Below are 16157 nucleotides of genomic sequence, written 5' to 3'. Positions count from 1 at the left end.
AAAGTTTTGGAATCGAACAGGCATGCGAGTGTAGTTCAATGGTAGAACATCAGCTTCCCAAGCTGAATACGCGGGTTCGATTCCCGTCACTCGCTCGATTAAAAGGAGATCCGCACCAGTGGTGCGGATCTCCTTTTACATTTGCAGAGCTTTCACCGCGCAGATGTAGTGCGAATCACCCCACGCAGACTTCTGACAGCTACCGAAACAGGTGCAAGACCAGCCTCGGGCATCGTGTCAATAGCATCCATGATCCCACCTAGACGAGAAAGAACATCAGCGTGGACCTGAGCCCAAGTACGCACACGTTCATGAGCATCAGCTGCACCGCCCTCGCTAGCTTCAGACTCCAGAACAACTGTGGTGATGCTGCGAAGCACGTCATAAAGATCATCGCGCAGAGCCTGGCGGGCCAGGGAGTCCCACCTGTTATCACGATCGAGGGCTCCTACTCGAACAAGCAGTTCACCAACACGGATCTGACCAAGCGCCGCGTAGTAGATCGAGGCCACCTCAGCTGGATCAACACCTGTATTCACAGCAATCTCGGCAATATCGAGCAACGAGAAAACAAAGATCAACGCTGAAGCATCACGGGCAAGACCCTCAGGAAGACCACTATCGATGCGGGCGTAGACGTCTTCGCGGAACTCATCGATTTGAGGCCCAGTAAGAAGATCTGGTACCCGATCACGCAGTGACTCCACGACGGGGGCAAATGCCTCGATCTCGTCACCGATGTTCAAATGCGGCGGCCGGTTAGTGACAATCCACCGAACCGCTCGATCAATGAGACGCCGGAACTCTAGGTGAAGTGTGGTCTGAGCAGTGGAAGCAAGCTCATTGTCTAGCGCCTGGACACGTTCAGCGAAAGCACGCTGCCCAAAAACTTCAGAGGCGATCACATAGGCCGCGCCGATACGTTCAACTGTCGCGTCAGTTTCTTCCTGGCACCGGTGCACGAACGTAACGCCACCGCGGTTAACCAGGCCATTAACAAGAACATTGATGATGATGTCGCGGCGAAGCGGATGCTCAGAAAAACGATCTCCGTATCGTTCTCGTAGTGCTTTAGGGAAGTACTTCTCTACATAGCGATCAAGCCACGGGTCATCCGGCAAACGGGAGTTGCCGAGCGCGTTCTTGAGGGAGATTTTGGCGTACCCGACAAGGACACTCATCTCAGGTGAAGTAAGGTCCTCACCACGGCTGAGCCGAGCAGCGAATTCTTCGTGCGATGGAAGGAATTCGAGGTTCCGGTCAAGTTGTCCGGTTTTCTCCAAAGCGTCCATGAGACGAGCGTGTGCTCCTGCCATAGCCGGAGCCTGCATACGCGCGTTGCCTAAGAGAACATTTTGTTCGTAGTTATCGTGCAAGACGGCTGCGGCGACTTCCTCAGTCATGGACTCAAGGAGTTCGTTGCGCTGTTTTCGGGTGAGATCTCCGGTGCGTTCGATATCACCCAGCAGAATCTTGATGTTGACCTCGTGGTCAGATGTGTTGACGCCAGCAGCGTTGTCGATAGCGTCGGTGTTGAGAAGAACGCCGTTGCGGGCTGCTTCGATGCGGCCAAGCTGGCTCAAGCCGAGGTTTCCACCTTCTCCGACAACACGTGCTCGTAGTTCGTTGCCATTAATACGAACTGCATCGTTAGCGCGATCACCGATTTCGGCGTTGGTTTGGGTAGTGGCTTTGACGTAGGTACCGATACCGCCGTTCCACAGGAGGTCAACGGGTGCGCGCAAGATAGCCGCGACGAGCTCGGAGGGCGTCAGTGAGCTCGTGTTTTCCAGTCCGAGAGTTGCGGCTGCTTGTTCACTGATGTCGATGTGCTTAGCGGCACGAGGGTAGATCCCCCCTCCCTCAGAGAGCAGGCTGCGATCGAAGTCATCCCAGGAAGAGCGAGAGAGATCAAAGATGCGCCGCCGTTCAGCGTATGTGGCCGCTGCATCGGGAGTGGGGTCCAAGAAAATGTGGCGGTGGTCGAATGCAGCGACGAGGTGGATGTGTTCAGACAGCAGCATGCCGTTACCGAAGACGTCGCCGCTCATGTCACCGATACCAACAACAGTGAAATCTTGGGTTTGAACGTTAATGCCTAGTTCACGGAAATGACGTTGCACAGAGACCCAGGCGCCGCGTGCGGTGATGCCCATTCCTTTGTGGTCGTATCCAGCTGACCCACCAGAAGCGAAGGCGTCTTGAAGCCAGAATCCATAGTCGACGGCGATGTCGTTGGCGATATCAGAAAAGCGGGCTGTGCCTTTATCCGCTGCGACAACGAGGTAGGGGTCTTCTTCGTCATAGCGGAGCACACCTGCAGGAGTGTGAATTCCCTCGTCAGTGCGGTTGTCTGTGACATCTAGAAGGGAGGAAACGAAAAGCTTGTAAGCAGCGATTCCTTCATTCATCCAGGCATCACGGTCTGTCGCAGCTGGTAGGCGCTTAGCGTAGAAACCGCCTTTGGAGCCGGTGGGGACGATGAGGGCATTTTTGACCATTTGGGCTTTGACCAGGCCCAGAATTTCGGTGCGGAAATCTTCTCGGCGGTCTGACCAGCGCAGCCCACCGCGGGCAACGGGACCAAAGCGCAAGTGAGTTCCTTCAACGCGAGGACTGTAGACCCAGATTTCTACGGCAGGAATGGGTTCAGGAATGCCGAGAATGCCTGCCGGGTGAAGTTTGAAGGCGAGGGTGTCGACGCGGCGGTGAGCATATCGGTTGGTGCGGACGGTGGATGCAACGACGGAGTGCAGGCGACGCCAGATGGTGTCTTCATCAAGGGAGGTTACGTGAGCGATGTTGTCAATGAGTTCGCTCTCGATAGCGGTAACGGCGTCGATACGCCCCGGGTTGTCGGTGCCGCCTGGGAAGGCCTCTGGGTCGAAACGGGCCTCGAAGTAGCGCAACAAAGTGGCAGCGAGCTCGGGGTTGTCGAGGACAACTTGTTCGACGTATTGGCGACTGAAGGTCGATCCAGCTTGGGCGATGTAGGAGGTGATGGCACGCAGCACGGCAATTTCGTCGCCAGTTAGGCCTGCTCGTAGGACGAGGGCGTTGAGTGCGTCTGATTCGGCTCGGCCTGCCCACACATCAGCGACGAGGTCTTCGAAGGCCAGGGTGGAGGTTTCACGGCTGGCGGTGACGCGTCCGGTGCCACGGCGCCAGATGACGTTGTCGGGAATAGATAGGCCGATGTCGTAAACGCAGAAAGAGGTTCCGTCGGCGCGGTGAAGGCGGTAGGGACGTTCGTCGGTGACGCGTACGCCGGTGTCACGGAGGATAGGAACAAGGTCGGATAGAGAGACTTCTTGACGGGCGTAGATTTTCATGCGGCGCTGGTTATTAGGTGCGCCGGGGGTTTGGTGGACAACGGGGCGGATAGAACGTTCGGGTTCGTGTTCGAAGGCTTCGAGGGCCACGACATCAGCCACAGCGACGCGGGGAGCCACATCGGCTTTGTAGACCTGATCGAACCCTCGCCCGTAGCGGGCGATGATGGCGGCAGCGGGTCCTTCGCCGAAGCGGGCGGTGGCGGCTTCGGCGAAGCCTTCGTCCCAGTTTCGAGTGGCTTCAACGATGCGGGCTTCGAGTTCGTTGAGGTCGATTTGGCGCGCATCGGATGCGTCGACGCCGTGGACGATGGCGTAAATCTGTGCAAGGGAGGCGTCGCTGACTCGGGTTCGGTATTCGATTTCGTCGCCATTGAAGGCGGACATGAGGATGTCTTGGATGCGGATGCGTACGTCTGTGTTGTAGCGGTCGCGGGGTAGGTAGATGAGGGCGGTGACATAGCGGCCGAAGGGGTCATGGCGCAGGAAGAGTCGGGTTCGTCGTCGTTCTCTCAGGTGGACGACGGCGGTGGCGACTGCGGTGATGTGTTCGACGGTGTCGTGGAAGAGGTCGTCGCGGGGGTAGGACTCTAGGACCGCGAGGAGATCCTTGCTGAGGTGGCTGTCAGGGACGTAGCCGGCTTCGTGGATGACAGCTTGGACTTTGTCGCGGACGTAAGGCAGGGAGGTGACGGACCAGACGTAGGCGGGGGCGGTGAATAGGCCGATGATGCGACGTTCGCCGGTGACGTTTCCGGCAGTGTCAAATTGTTTGATGCCGATGTATTCGAGGCGCACGCGCCGGTGGACGGTGGAGGTGGCATTGGCTTTTGTGAAGACGTAGGCGACGGGTTTGAGTGCAAGTTGTGCAGCAACGCCAGTAAGGCTCTTGGCGTGGTCGATGGTGGTTTCGGGTGAGCGTCGGGGCGAGAGGATGCCTAGACCGCTTTCGGGTATGCGACGTAGTTCGACGGTGTCGCGACCGTGGCCGTCTTGCTTCCGTTCGACGGTGTAGTCGGCGGCGCCGATGAAAATGAATTGCCCTCCGGCGACCCAGTCCAGGAGAGATCGGGCGCGGTGGACAGTGTCGGGGTCAACGTTGGGAATGTTTTCGGTGAGGTTGTCGCGGATTTCTATGGCGCGGGCTTGGAGAGCATCGAAGTCGTCGACGGCGGCGTGGACGTCGCGGACGACGTTGAGGAGTTCAGCGGCGAGATTTTCTTCGGTTGCGTGGTCGTTGAGCCGGTCGATTTCAATATGGATCCAAGATTCGCGCAGGGCGTCGGTAGGGGTGGGGTCTGTTTGTGCCCCAGAGGCAACATCGACGACGTCGGTGAGGGTGCCCTCGTCGTCGCGGCGTACGTAGATCTGGGGGTGAGCAATGAAGTGGACGCGGGTTTTGGTGTGTTCGAGGTGTTCCAGTAGGGAGTCAACGAGAAAGGAGGCGTCGTCGGTGGCGACGTGGACGACGGTGTGGCCGCTTGCCCAACCGTCACGTTCAACGGTGGGGGTGAAGACGCGGACGCGTTCGCGGGTGGTGGTAGTGAGTTGATGGGCGGTGGCGAGCATGGATGCTGCGGCGCCGGCGAGTTCTTCGGGGGTATGGGTGAGGAGTTCCTCGGTAGCGACGTGGTGGTAGAAGCGTTCGAGGTAGGTGGTCATGGTCTCAACGCCGCTGCGGTCTCCTACGTGTGCTGCGGCTGCGATGGTGGCGGCGGCTGCTTCGAGGTGACTTGCGCGCAGAGCCTGGTCTTTGCCCATGACGTCCCTTTCGTGGTGTATACACGCTGTGGTCGCGGGCTACCCGGCATTCAGTCTCCCGACGTTGGCAGACCGCGGCTGACCGTATCCCACCATTGGTTGGGACACTGATGGTGGATCAACACTGTTTTGCTGTCTCGTATTTCAGACTTGCCTTAAGCACTGGGGTGGGCCCTGGGTGAGTTTTCTGCGCAGAGAGTGTTTTCGAGTTTGTTCGCGACGGCACGTAGGGCATTAATGAGAACGGGCTCGCGCTCTGTAGGAAGGCGTTCATCTTCGACAGTGAAAGCCAGTGCTGCGCAAGGCCATCCAAGATGGTCATGTATGGCAACCGCGACGCTACTCATGCCAGCGGTGATTTCACCTCGTTCAACGGCCCAGCCGCGGGCGCGGACCTTTTGGAGGGTGGTACGCAGACGCCCTGGAGACCAACTGGTTTTGTCAGCGCTGCTATGCGGAAAGGCTGCGGCATCGGGATAGAGAGCGCGGATTTGTTTGGCAGGTAGTGCAGCAAGGATCGCCCGGCCGCTGGCGGTCAGGTGCGCGGGTAGGCGTACACCTGTTTCTGAGACGAGCATGGGACGTCGGGGGGCACGTACTTCGGATACGTAGACAACGTTTTGGCCTAGAAGGACCGATAAGTGAGCGCTTTCTCCTATGCGTTCAACGAGGGCATCGAGAGCCGGGGTGGCGATACGGGCGATGGGTACTTGCCGGGAGTAGGCGGTTCCAAGTTCAGCTGCAGCTGGTCCTATTCCGTAGAGATGTTCGGTTTCGAGGTGGACAACGAAACCGGTTTCGATGAGTGCGGCAAGCAGGTGGTAGACACTGGATCGAGGCAAAGAAAGTGCTGTTGCGATTGACGCAGCTGAAACAGGTCCCCGCCTCGTCCCTAAATAGCGCAGAATCCTAAGAGCACTCATCGCGGCGGGAACTTGAGCCACACGAACTCCCTACGTTGTTTTCATGCTGCCGACCGTGTTCTGGTGCGACATCATCCGCACGATAACGAGTTCACGGCACAGAATTGGTCGATCTCAGTGTGTATTTGCTGGGAGCGATAGAAATTGTCGAACGATCGCATCGTGTCAATTCATTGGAGAGGGGGCCCACATGTCCAAACCGAACAACCCCAACGGTGGACAAACACACGCCACGACCACAGCCACGACGGTGCATGAGCATGGCGAACTTACGCGCGGCCTCACCCTGCGACACATCACTTTCATCGCGCTCGGTTCGGCTATCGGAACAGGCCTGTTTTACGGTTCAGCCGCGGCTATTCAGGCTGCTGGCCCTGCGGTGATTTTGGCGTATCTCGCCTCAGGCGCTGCCGTGTATATGGTGATGCGTGCTTTGGGTGAGATGGCTGTCCGGCACCCTGTCTCGGGATCTTTTGGGCAGTACGCAGCTCGCTACATGGGGCCGTTTGCTGGGTTTTTAACCGGGTGGACGTATGCCTTCGAGATGCTTGTCGTTGCGGTCGCAGATGTGACTGCTTTTTCTGTTTATATGGCTTTTTGGTGGCCGCAAACGCCTCGCTGGATTTGGGTCACAGCTGTGATCTGTTTTATCGGAGCTGTGAACACTCGGCACGTCAAAGTTTTTGGTGAGCTCGAGTTTTGGTTGACGATCGTGAAGGTCAGTGCGATTGTCGCGATGATTATTGGTGGATCATTCCTCATGTTTAAAGGAATCACCTTCGAACCCGGCGTAGCCGTGGGACCGCACAATCTTTTTGACCACGGCGGCTTCAGCCCTACAGGAATGGCTGGGATTATCGCATCTTTGTCGATTGTGGTTTTCGCCTTCGGCGGAGTAGAGAATGTTGGCATCACTGCAGGTGAAGCATCTGATCCTAAGCGAGCAATTCCGCGGGCAGTGGGCTCTGTTCCGGTACGTATTTTGATTTTTTACGTACTCACCATGGTTGTCATCATGTCACTAGTTCCATGGAATCGAATTACGGGTGACTCGAGTCCATTTGTGCAGATTTTCTCTACGCTTGGAGTCCCCGCTGCACCTTCGATTCTTAACGTGATCATTATTACGGCTGCAGTTTCTGCGATTAATTCAGATACTTTCGGTGCTGGCCGCATGCTATACGGATTAGCTAAGCAGGGACAGGCACCGAAAGTGTTTGCTCAAGTATCAAAGCATGGTGTCCCATGGATGACCGTAGTGGTCATGTGTGCAGCATTAGCGGTAGCAGCTGTACTTAATGCGGTTATTCCCGAGAACGTATTCAAAATCATCGCCTCGATTGCAACGTTCGCGACGGTGCTTGTGTGGCTGATGATCTTGTTGTCTAACTTGGCAATGCGCCGGGAGATCAAGCAGCGGGGTTTACAGGAGTCCGAGTACCCGGTGCCATTCCACCCTGTCGGAACATGGGCAACATTCGCGTTTCTTGTGTTCGTAGTGGGCGTGATTGGTTGGTTCCCTGATACGCGGGTGGCTTTGTGGGTGGGGTTGATCTGGGTTGCCCTACTCACGATCGCGTATTTCACCTTGGTTCCCCAGCATGGTCGCCAGCAGCCTTCACTTGAGGACAAGACCCCAAGGGAATCCTGATCTTCCTGTAGGTGCTACGTGGGGCGGTGTTGTCGCGGGTATTGCGGCAACACCGCCCCACGTCTATACAGTGATGGATGCATGTGTGATCTAGCTCACTTTACGGAAAATTAGACCATCCCACTGCCCGAATATGCACCCAGCTCAGAGACTTACGAACCCCATCACACCGCCCGCCAGCAGCATTGAGGGCAGCCTCACCTCACTATCGCTGCGAAAACGGTTCCCTAACCTGAAAACAACAGACCTGCGGACAGCACAATCCTTTCTCAGAAAGTAGGCACCATGTCCACGCTTCCAATCATTTCCTCCTGCACCACCACTTCTTGCTCCTTCAACGACTCCGGCTGTACCGCTGGCGCAATCACCGTTGGTGGCACAAACGGCACCGCCTCCTGCGGTACTTTCATTGCCCTCGACGCCCGTGGCGGACTCACTGACACCAACGGCCGCGTCGGGGCATGCCAGCGTCTGGAATGCACCCACAACACTGACCTGATGTGCACCGCCGAAGCCATCAGCGTCGGCGGTGACACCGCGACCTGCGAGCACTACAGCAACGCCTGAGCCCTCACAGCCGAAATTACTGGCGTCATAAAAACAGGTGCCTAAAAGTGTGTGGCCCCCACCAGCGTGGAGGCCACACACTTTTGATCTCAATCACATGCGCGGATGGACGCGATGAGATCGAGTTTGAGAAACCGCTGCTGCCAACGTGGATTGGACATCATCAACCGTGGCAGCAGTGGGAAGTTCGACGTGAACGATCCGGCTCATTCCCCCAAGCGGACCAATGTGCATGAGCGTAATGCCGGTGGAATCAACATCTACGCAATAGACGCGATCCTGGGTATGCTCACAGCCCCCATGAGATGGGCGTTCATCAAGCACATCACCATCAGCAAGACCTTCCACCACAGCAGTAATGACGGCTCGAAGTTCATGGTTAGGGAACGATAAAACAGCATCGTGAGCCTCGAGGCTGCCCATCACCCCCGATCCGCACAATGGCGAAACCGGGTAGTTTTTCATCGCGATGGCCGAGACCGGCGCCACTCCCGCGCTGTCATGAACTAGCACCCGATTGATGTTCACGACTGCGAGCGCGCCGCCGGCCTCGATTACCGCGGCCACGTCTTCCGGAATCCCAGGACTATTGGCCCACCCATCGCGCTCATCCTCGGGGATCCACTGCAACACCCCCAGGTAGTGCAGTGTTGCCGCGAGGATTCGTACGCGCGGGTCAGGGGATTCGAGTCTGATGTCGACTCGGACCTCCTCGAGCACGTCTGTCGATGGGGCACCCATGCCGGAATGACGCGAGAAGGCGAGCAGGATCCGGCCCTTTGAATCCAAACCATGCGCTGCGACCTCGAGGCAGGACTCGGGGTCGATCCGATAGCGCATCAGCGTTGCCGCACCCTCGCCACCCACGAGACGTCGTGCCAGGGACGTTGCTCGCGCGTTGGAGCAGATGCTCGGTGTTGGGTTGACGGCCATGTATCGCCTCCTCATTAAGGTAAGCCTAACTTTAGTTGCGAGTCGGTCAGTTGACCACCCCTATCGGACGATCTTCTTAATCTTTGGCAAATTCATTGCGTCACAACGCAAATAACTGCTAGAAGTCCGCCGCAATAACCAGCCGCCACCACCCACACTCACCCCCCAGGCAAACACGCACGCAACGCCCGCGCAGCACCCTCAGGGTCATCAGCCTGCGTCAACGCCCGAACCACCACCACCCGCTCAGCACCAGCATCCACAACCCGCCCCACCGACGAGACATCAACACCCCCAATCGCAAACCACGGCTTACCCACCCCCGCCCGCGCAGCCTCAGCCACCAAACCCAACCCCACCGCAGCACGACCCGGCTTCGTCGGCGTCGCCCACACCGGCCCCACACAGAAATAATCCACCTCCGGCGCCGCCATCGCCGCAACAAACTGCTCCCGCGAATGCGTCGACACCCCCACCAAAGCCCCCGGACACACCGACTTCACATGCACCGGCGACAAATCCTCCTGCCCCACATGCACCACATCCACCCCAGCCACCAACCCCACATCAGCACGATCATTCGCCGCACACAACGCCCCCGCCGCACGCGCCTCCTGACGCACGATCCGCAACGCCTCCACCTCATCAGCCGTCGAAATCGACCGATCCCGCACCTGAACAACATCCACCCCACCGGCAAAAACCCGCCGCACAAAATCCCGCAACTCCCCCGCCGAATCCCGCGCATCCGTACACAAATACAACCGCGCCCGCCCGAGCCGACGAACAACATCCACACCCGAATTCTCCAACCCGACACCCTCACAAGAAGCCATGCAGGTACGGTAAACCGCAGCATCCGCGGGAGCCCCACAAACGGGCTGAGAGGGTGGCACGCAACCAAAGCGCCCACCGACCGCTCGAACCTGTCCGGTTAACACCGGCGAAGGGAGGAAGCTGTGCGCATCGCCATCATCGGCGCCGGCATCATCGGACTATCCATCGCATGGCACCTGCACGAAGCAGGCACACACGTCGAACTCATCGACCCAACCCCAGCCAACGGCGCCACCCACGCAGCCGCCGGCATGCTCGCAGCCACCAGCGAAACCACCTACAACGAACACCACCTCACCCCCCTCATGCTCGCCTCCGCCGCCCTCTACCCCCACTTCATCCACCGCCTCACCACCACCACAAACCTACCCACCGGACACCAAAACACCCCCACCCTCCACATCGGCACCGACACAGCCGACCGAGAAACCCTCCACAACCTCGCCACCTACGCACACAGCCTCGGCCTCACCCTCACACCCCTCACCACCCGCCAAGCCCGCAAACTCGAACCCCTCCTCACCCCCACCATCTCCAGCGCCCTGCACGCCCCCCACGACCACCAAGTCGACCCCCGCCTCCTCGCCCACGCACTCCTAACCGCCCTGACCAACGCAAACATCCCCATCCACCCCACCCCAGCAACCGGCATCACCCACACCGACAACACCGACCCCACCAGCCCCGTCACCGGCATCACCCTCACCAACGGCCACACCATCCCCACCGACCACGCCATCATCGCCAACGCCACCAACGCCACCAACCTGAGCGGCCTACCCCTGAACCTCACCAGCCTCATCCGCAACGCCTACGGCGAAGTCATCCGCCTCACACCCCCACCCAACCTCCGCCACAACCTCACCCACATCATCCGCGGACATGTCAAAGGCAACCCCATATACATCGTCCCCCGCACCAACGGAAACCTCATCCTCGGCGCCACCACCCGAGAAAACGAAACCCCCCACGTCCAAGCCGGCGGCATCCACACACTCCTACGAGACGGCATCCACCTCCTCCCCTGCATCGAAGAATTCACCATCACCGAAACCATCGCCAGACCCCGCCCCGTCACCAAAGACAACGCCCCACTCCTAGGCCCCCTCAGCACCACCATCACCCTAGCCACCGGACTAGGCCGCAACGGCATCCTCCTAGCCCCCGCCATCGGCGCCGCCATCACCGCCACCATCACCACCCCACCAACCACCCACCCACTACCCGACATCACCGCCTTCACACCCCACCGCTTCACCACCAACCCCTAACCACCCACCACCAAAGGACCCCATGAACACCACCATCACCATCAACGGCAAACCTCACACCCTGCCCACCAAAACCACCCTGCGCGACATCATCACCCACATCACCGGCCACACCATCACCCCCGAAGGCCGCACACCCACCGGCACCAGCCTCGGCATCGCCATAGCCCTCAACAACGAAATCATCCCCCGCAACAACTGGGCCACCACCATCCCCGGCCCCAACGCCCGCATCGAAATCGTCACCGCCGTCCAAGGAGGGTAAAACCATGACCCCCACCATCCCCCCACTGACCATCGACAACACCCCCCTGGCCTCCCGACTCATCACCGGAACCGGCGGCGCACCCAACCTCGACATCCTCCGCGAAGCGCTCATCGCCTCTCACACCAACCTCACCACCGTCGCCATCCGCCGCTACACACCCACCCAAACCGGATCCCTCTTCGACCTCCTACGCTCCCTCAACATCCGCATCCTGCCCAACACCGCCGGATGCCGCACCGCACATGAAGCACTCCTGACCGCAGAACTCGCCCGCGAAGCACTCGAAACCGACTGGATCAAACTCGAAATCATCGCCGACGACCAAACCCTCCTCCCCGACCCCATCGAACTCATCGACGCCACAGAACAACTCGTCAACCGCGGCTTCAAAGTCTTCGCCTACACCAACGACGACCCCATCACCGCCCAACGCCTCGCCGACCTCGGCTGCACCGCCGTCATGCCCCTAGGCGCCCCCATCGGAACCGGCCTGGGCATCCTCAACCCCCACAACATCGAACTCATCACCCACCGCCTACACGTGCCCGTCATCCTCGACGCCGGAATCGGAACCGCCTCCGACGCCACCCGCGCCATGGAACTAGGCTGCGATGCCGTCCTTCTTGCCACCGCAGTCACCCGCGCCCAACACCCCACCCACATGGCCAGCGCCTTCGCCCACGCCGTCGAAGCTGGCTACCTCGCCCGCCACGCCGGACGCATCCCCCAACGCATCCACGCCCACGCGTCCTCACCCACCACAGGCATGGTTACACCATGAACACCTACCCGCCACTAGTCGACCCCGCCCCCGAACTCACCACCCACCAAGCCCAACGCTACGCACGCCACGCCATCCTCCCCGAACTCGGCACCCTCGGCCAACGACGACTACTCAACGCAAAAGTCCTCGTCATCGGCGCCGGCGGCCTAGGATCACCCATCCTCCTCTACCTTGCCGCCGCTGGCATCGGACACCTAGGCATCATCGACGACGACACCGTCGACCTATCCAACCTCCAACGACAAATCATCCACACCACCAACAACATCGGCACCACCAAAGTCGACTCCGCCCGCACCGCCATCACCAACATCAACCCCACCATCAACATCACCACCTACAACCAACGACTCACCCCCGAAAACGCCCTCGACATCCTCACCGGCTGGGACATCATCGTCGACGGAACCGACAACTTCGCCACCCGCTACCTCATCGCAGACGCCACCGAAATCCTCAACACCCCCTGCGTATGGGGCGCCATTCTGCGATTCGACGGCCAACTATCCACCTTCTGGCCCGGCAAAGGCCCCGTCTACCGCGACCTCTTCCCCGACCCCCCCGACCCCAACAGCATCCCCTCCTGCGCCCAAGCCGGAGTACTCGGAGCACTCTGCGCCTCCATCGGATCAGCCATGGCCATGGAAGTCATCCGACTCATCACCGGAATCGGCACCCCACTCATCGGCCGCCTCATGATCCACAACGCCCTCACCGGAACTTGGAAAGAACTGACCATCCACCCCGACCCCAACCGCACCCCCACAACCACACTCACCACCTACCCCACCACCTGCACCCAACCCCCACAACCACTCATCTCCGAACACACCATCACCCCCACCGAACTCCACACCCTCCTACGCGACCGCACCAACGGCACTATCGAATTCACCCTCATCGACGTCCGCGAACCAACCGAACACGAACTCGTCACCATCGACGGAGCTACCCTCATCCCCAAAAACGACATCATCACCAACTCCACCACCGTCCCAACCCACCAACCCGCCATCCTCTTCTGCAAATCCGGCACCCGCTCCAGCGAAGCACTCACCACCCTCCTCAACACCGGCCGCGACGACGTTTGGCACCTCCAAGGAGGCATCCTCGCCTGGATCGAACACATCGAACCCCACAAACCCCGCTACTAACCGGGAACACCACCCCCACCTCAACCGGTCCTACACACGACCAACCTTTCAACCACATCCCGAGCGGAGACAGACCACGTGGGGACCACACCGCGCACCACCACCGGCATACCCGACCTCGCCCGCGCCATCCTCACCCTCACCGGAGCATGGCTCCTAGCCATCGGAACCGCCCTGCTCGCCAGCCCCAACCCAAGCTTCATCACCACCAACCTCATGACCAGCCTGCTACTAAGCACCTGGCCCGTATCCCCCATCATCACCGGACCAGTCCTAATCGCGTGGTGGTTCCGCTCACGCAAACACCCCCACTGGTGGCGCGCTCGCCGACGACAATTCGCCACCATCAACGCCGCCGTCCTACTCGCCTGCGCCCTGGCCGTCGGCATCCTCGAAACCATCCCTCTGCTAGCCACCACTAGCAACAGTTCCCCCTTCCAACCACTAATTGGTATGTGCCTATGGCTGCTATGGTCTGGGCAAATCTTTTGGACTCCCCTGCTAGGAGCCCTCATCGGCCCTCAGAAAACACAACAACCACACACCGACACCACCGACAACAACACCCCATAAACAAGGAACCCCTCACACCTACCTCACCCCTGACCACCACGGCCACGCAACGCCGCAAGCCTTTCGTTATAGGCACGCAACTCCGCATCGCCATCCCGATCCGCTTGACGATCCTTACGGCGTGCCTCCCCCTCATCAGCTCGCATCCACACCACTGCCACCGCCAACGCCAAAATCAGCATCGGAATTTCACCAATAGCCCAGGTGATCCCACCACCTACACGCTGATCGGCAATCAGGTCAGTCACATACGGCACCTTTAATGCCCGGAAAGTATCCCCGGCAATCACATTCGCCGCCGTCATAATTGCCACCCCAAAAAATGCGTGAAACGCCATCGTGGCAAACAACAACACCAAACGAAGACTCGGAGCCCACCGATTCGGGCCCGGATCAATACCAATCAACGACCAAGCAAACACATACCCAGCGGCCATGAAATGCACAACCATGGCGATATGCCCCACGTGAGTGGTCAACGCCAACTCATACAAGTCGGTGAAATAGAACACATAGATCGAACCAACAAAGTTCACCGCACCCACAATCGGGTTGGTCCAAAATCCCATCCAGCGCGAATGCGCCGTCGACAACAAAAACTCGCGGGGCCCAAGGGTTTTATCCCGCCGCGCTTTCAATGCCCGAGACGCCAACGTCAACGGCGCACCCAGCACTAAGAACAACGGAATCCCCATCGTCAAAGTCATGTGCTGCAGCATGTGCGCAGAAAACATAATCCGCCCGTATATGGCCGGTGCACCACTGGTCACCCAGAAGAAAAACAACCATCCAAGGGTCCACCAGATCGTGCGACCAACTGGCCACCGATCCCCCCGACGGTGCAACCGCGCTACAGCGGCGTAATACAACCCCACGGCGAGAACAACCACCGTAAGGAAAAGCCAATCAATCCGGATAGCGGTAAACCATGTCGATCCGGTAAGGGGCGCGGCAGGAAGTGGATACCCAGTAATGGAAACAGCTGGGTCAGGAGATTCTGCTTGAGCAACAGGAGGAGCTGTACGGCTAAGCGCCGACCCCAAACCCATCGCAACTGACATGAGCACAATTTCGGTCATGGCCAAACGCACGAAGGCTTTTGCTGAAGAGTCACCGTCATGAACTTCAGCGATGATGCGCTTGCGCATCATCCAGCCAGCAACGCCAAGCACCACCACCAGAAGCAACTTGGCCAGGAGAATAAGCCCGTACTGACTGCTCAGGTCACCGATTCCGGTCAGCCGCAAAGATGCCGCCAAAATTCCCGAGACGAGCACACCAAAATAGGCCCAACCCGCCAAAGCGGAATAGCGGCGTACCGACGTGCCGAAATCACGGTTGAGCAGCGGCCGCAGTATTCCTAGAGCCACCAGACCACCGAACCATACAGAAGCGCCAATGATGTGAACTGCTAGAGAGTTAACGGCCGTGTCATGAGCAGCGGCGCCTGCGGCGTGCCCGGCCAAAGAAAGAATGGCCAGGGCAATAACCCCTAGGGCAGCTGCCCAGGTAATGGAGTTCACGGTGCGTGCGCATGTGGCTAGGGCGGTCGCGCCGATGGCGAATCCCCAGGAGAACAAGTAGACGCGGAAAAGGTCAATCTCCCACAGGAAGGGCAGCTGTCCAGAAAAAAGAGGAGAGGAGAGCTGAACACCAGAAACGTTAGAGAGCAGAAGAAGCATATGAATGCCGCCAGAAAGGGCCCACACGATGCCAGTAGTGACAGCGATACGGCAGGCGGTGCGACGGCGTTGGGTAGTGGCCCGTTCTGGGATGATGGTTCCAGCCATCAGGAGTAGGCCAATGGTGATAGCAGCGCTGATGTCGTGAATGGTTTTGGCGATCGGTACGCCCCACACAGCAGTGGGTCCACCGTCGGCGAAGCCGGGGACACCGGCGAGGGCTCCGCCGAGCCATCCGGCGAGGATGGTGGCCAACACGGCGACAGGCCAGGTGATCAGGCTGGCGGTGGTGATAGTGGCAAAGGGAGTGCCTGGGTGGTGTTGCGCCCCGGGGCGGGTGGTGGCTTTGTCTTTGCTGTGGGGCGGGATAGGCATGTTCCCACCCTAAGTCTGAGCAGGCCGCAGGTCTGTTGTTCGTCTT

Annotated in this window: 12 protein-coding genes, 1 tRNA gene and 1 riboswitch; of the genes, 8 read left to right on the top strand and 5 right to left on the bottom strand. The window is 59.1% G+C overall.

Annotated elements, in window-relative coordinates; genetic code table 11:
• Nucleotides 1-24 precede the first annotated feature (24 nt).
• Nucleotides 25-95 (top strand) — tRNA-Gly (locus DXZ77_RS11045).
• A 57-nt stretch (nt 96-152) separates the two neighbouring features.
• Here the strand turns inward: DXZ77_RS11045 and DXZ77_RS11040 are convergent.
• Nucleotides 153-5093, bottom strand: coding sequence for an NAD-glutamate dehydrogenase (locus DXZ77_RS11040; protein ID WP_115032188.1), 4941 nt, complete (start codon nt 5091-5093; stop codon nt 153-155).
• 155 nt (nt 5094-5248) lie between these two features.
• Nucleotides 5249-6037, bottom strand: a complete 789-nt coding sequence (locus DXZ77_RS11035; RefSeq protein WP_258553282.1) for an IclR family transcriptional regulator — start codon at nt 6035-6037, stop codon at nt 5249-5251.
• Between the two features lie 169 nt (nt 6038-6206).
• On the opposite strand from DXZ77_RS11035, the gene DXZ77_RS11030 reads away from it, so the two are divergent.
• The gene (locus tag DXZ77_RS11030) at nt 6207-7667 is read left to right on the top strand and encodes an amino acid permease (RefSeq protein WP_115032186.1); all 1461 of its coding nucleotides are present in this window, start codon (nt 6207-6209) and stop codon (nt 7665-7667) included.
• Nucleotides 7668-7952: 285 nt separating this feature from the next.
• On the top strand, nt 7953-8234 hold the full coding sequence (locus DXZ77_RS11025; RefSeq protein WP_115032184.1) for a DUF1540 domain-containing protein: 282 nt from the start codon (nt 7953-7955) through the stop codon (nt 8232-8234).
• Between the two features lie 93 nt (nt 8235-8327).
• Here DXZ77_RS11025 and DXZ77_RS11020 read toward each other — a convergent pair whose 3' ends face one another.
• Entirely contained in the window at nt 8328-9167 is an 840-nt protein-coding gene (locus DXZ77_RS11020; RefSeq protein ID WP_115032182.1) for a hypothetical protein, read from the bottom strand.
• Between the two features lie 158 nt (nt 9168-9325).
• Nucleotides 9326-10003: a thiamine phosphate synthase gene (thiE, locus tag DXZ77_RS11015; RefSeq protein WP_115032913.1), complete on the bottom strand. Its 678-nt coding sequence runs from the start codon at nt 10001-10003 to the stop codon at nt 9326-9328.
• 15 nt (nt 10004-10018) lie between these two features.
• Nucleotides 10019-10136: riboswitch (TPP riboswitch) on the top strand.
• Between thiE and thiO the strand changes: the two genes are divergently transcribed.
• From thiO to DXZ77_RS10990, 5 genes are all read left to right on the top strand, one after another.
• On the top strand, nt 10127-11275 hold the full coding sequence (gene thiO / locus DXZ77_RS11010) for a glycine oxidase ThiO (RefSeq protein ID WP_115032180.1): 1149 nt from the start codon (nt 10127-10129) through the stop codon (nt 11273-11275). Its footprint overlaps the riboswitch before it by 10 nt.
• Nucleotides 11276-11297: 22 nt before the next feature.
• Complete coding sequence (thiS, locus tag DXZ77_RS11005; RefSeq protein WP_115032178.1) at nt 11298-11540, top strand: sulfur carrier protein ThiS; 243 nt, start codon at nt 11298-11300, stop codon at nt 11538-11540.
• 4 nt (nt 11541-11544) lie between these two features.
• Entirely contained in the window at nt 11545-12324 is a 780-nt protein-coding gene (locus DXZ77_RS11000; protein ID WP_115032177.1) for a thiazole synthase, read from the top strand.
• Nucleotides 12321-13481 (top strand): molybdopterin-synthase adenylyltransferase MoeB, encoded by a 1161-nt coding sequence (moeB, locus tag DXZ77_RS10995; protein ID WP_115032175.1) that lies wholly within the window; start codon nt 12321-12323, stop codon nt 13479-13481. The genes DXZ77_RS11000 and moeB overlap by 4 nt, the downstream gene beginning before the upstream one ends.
• A gap of 78 nt (nt 13482-13559) precedes the next feature.
• Nucleotides 13560-14054: a hypothetical protein gene (locus tag DXZ77_RS10990; RefSeq protein WP_115032173.1), complete on the top strand. Its 495-nt coding sequence runs from the start codon at nt 13560-13562 to the stop codon at nt 14052-14054.
• A 23-nt stretch (nt 14055-14077) separates the two neighbouring features.
• On the opposite strand, the gene DXZ77_RS10985 is transcribed toward DXZ77_RS10990, so the two are convergent.
• Complete coding sequence (locus tag DXZ77_RS10985) at nt 14078-16111, bottom strand: bifunctional copper resistance protein CopD/cytochrome c oxidase assembly protein (protein WP_115032171.1); 2034 nt, start codon at nt 16109-16111, stop codon at nt 14078-14080.
• Nucleotides 16112-16157: the final 46 nt, after the last annotated feature.

The sequence above is a fragment of the Dermatophilus congolensis genome (genome assembly GCF_900447215.1).
Lineage (GTDB): Bacteria > Actinomycetota > Actinomycetes > Actinomycetales > Dermatophilaceae > Dermatophilus > Dermatophilus congolensis_A.
The sequence above is the reverse complement of the archived record's forward strand: the minus strand, read 5'-3'. Positions and strand labels throughout refer to the sequence as shown.

What these genes read in the sequence shown, in the direction of transcription:
- DXZ77_RS11040 (WP_115032188.1), bottom strand. Translation starts at nt 5,093, where the DNA reads ATGGGCAAAGACCAGGCTCTGCGCGCAAGTCACCTCGAAGCAGCCGCC.
- DXZ77_RS11030 (WP_115032186.1), top strand. Translation starts at nt 6,207, where the DNA reads ATGTCCAAACCGAACAACCCCAACGGTGGACAAACACACGCCACGACC.
- DXZ77_RS11025 (WP_115032184.1), top strand. Translation starts at nt 7,953, where the DNA reads ATGTCCACGCTTCCAATCATTTCCTCCTGCACCACCACTTCTTGCTCC.
- DXZ77_RS11020 (WP_115032182.1), bottom strand. Translation starts at nt 9,167, where the DNA reads ATGGCCGTCAACCCAACACCGAGCATCTGCTCCAACGCGCGAGCAACG.
- thiE (WP_115032913.1), bottom strand. Translation starts at nt 10,003, where the DNA reads ATGGCTTCTTGTGAGGGTGTCGGGTTGGAGAATTCGGGTGTGGATGTT.
- thiS (WP_115032178.1), top strand. Translation starts at nt 11,298, where the DNA reads ATGAACACCACCATCACCATCAACGGCAAACCTCACACCCTGCCCACC.
- DXZ77_RS11000 (WP_115032177.1), top strand. Translation starts at nt 11,545, where the DNA reads ATGACCCCCACCATCCCCCCACTGACCATCGACAACACCCCCCTGGCC.
- moeB (WP_115032175.1), top strand. Translation starts at nt 12,321, where the DNA reads ATGAACACCTACCCGCCACTAGTCGACCCCGCCCCCGAACTCACCACC.
- DXZ77_RS10985 (WP_115032171.1), bottom strand. Translation starts at nt 16,111, where the DNA reads ATGCCTATCCCGCCCCACAGCAAAGACAAAGCCACCACCCGCCCCGGG.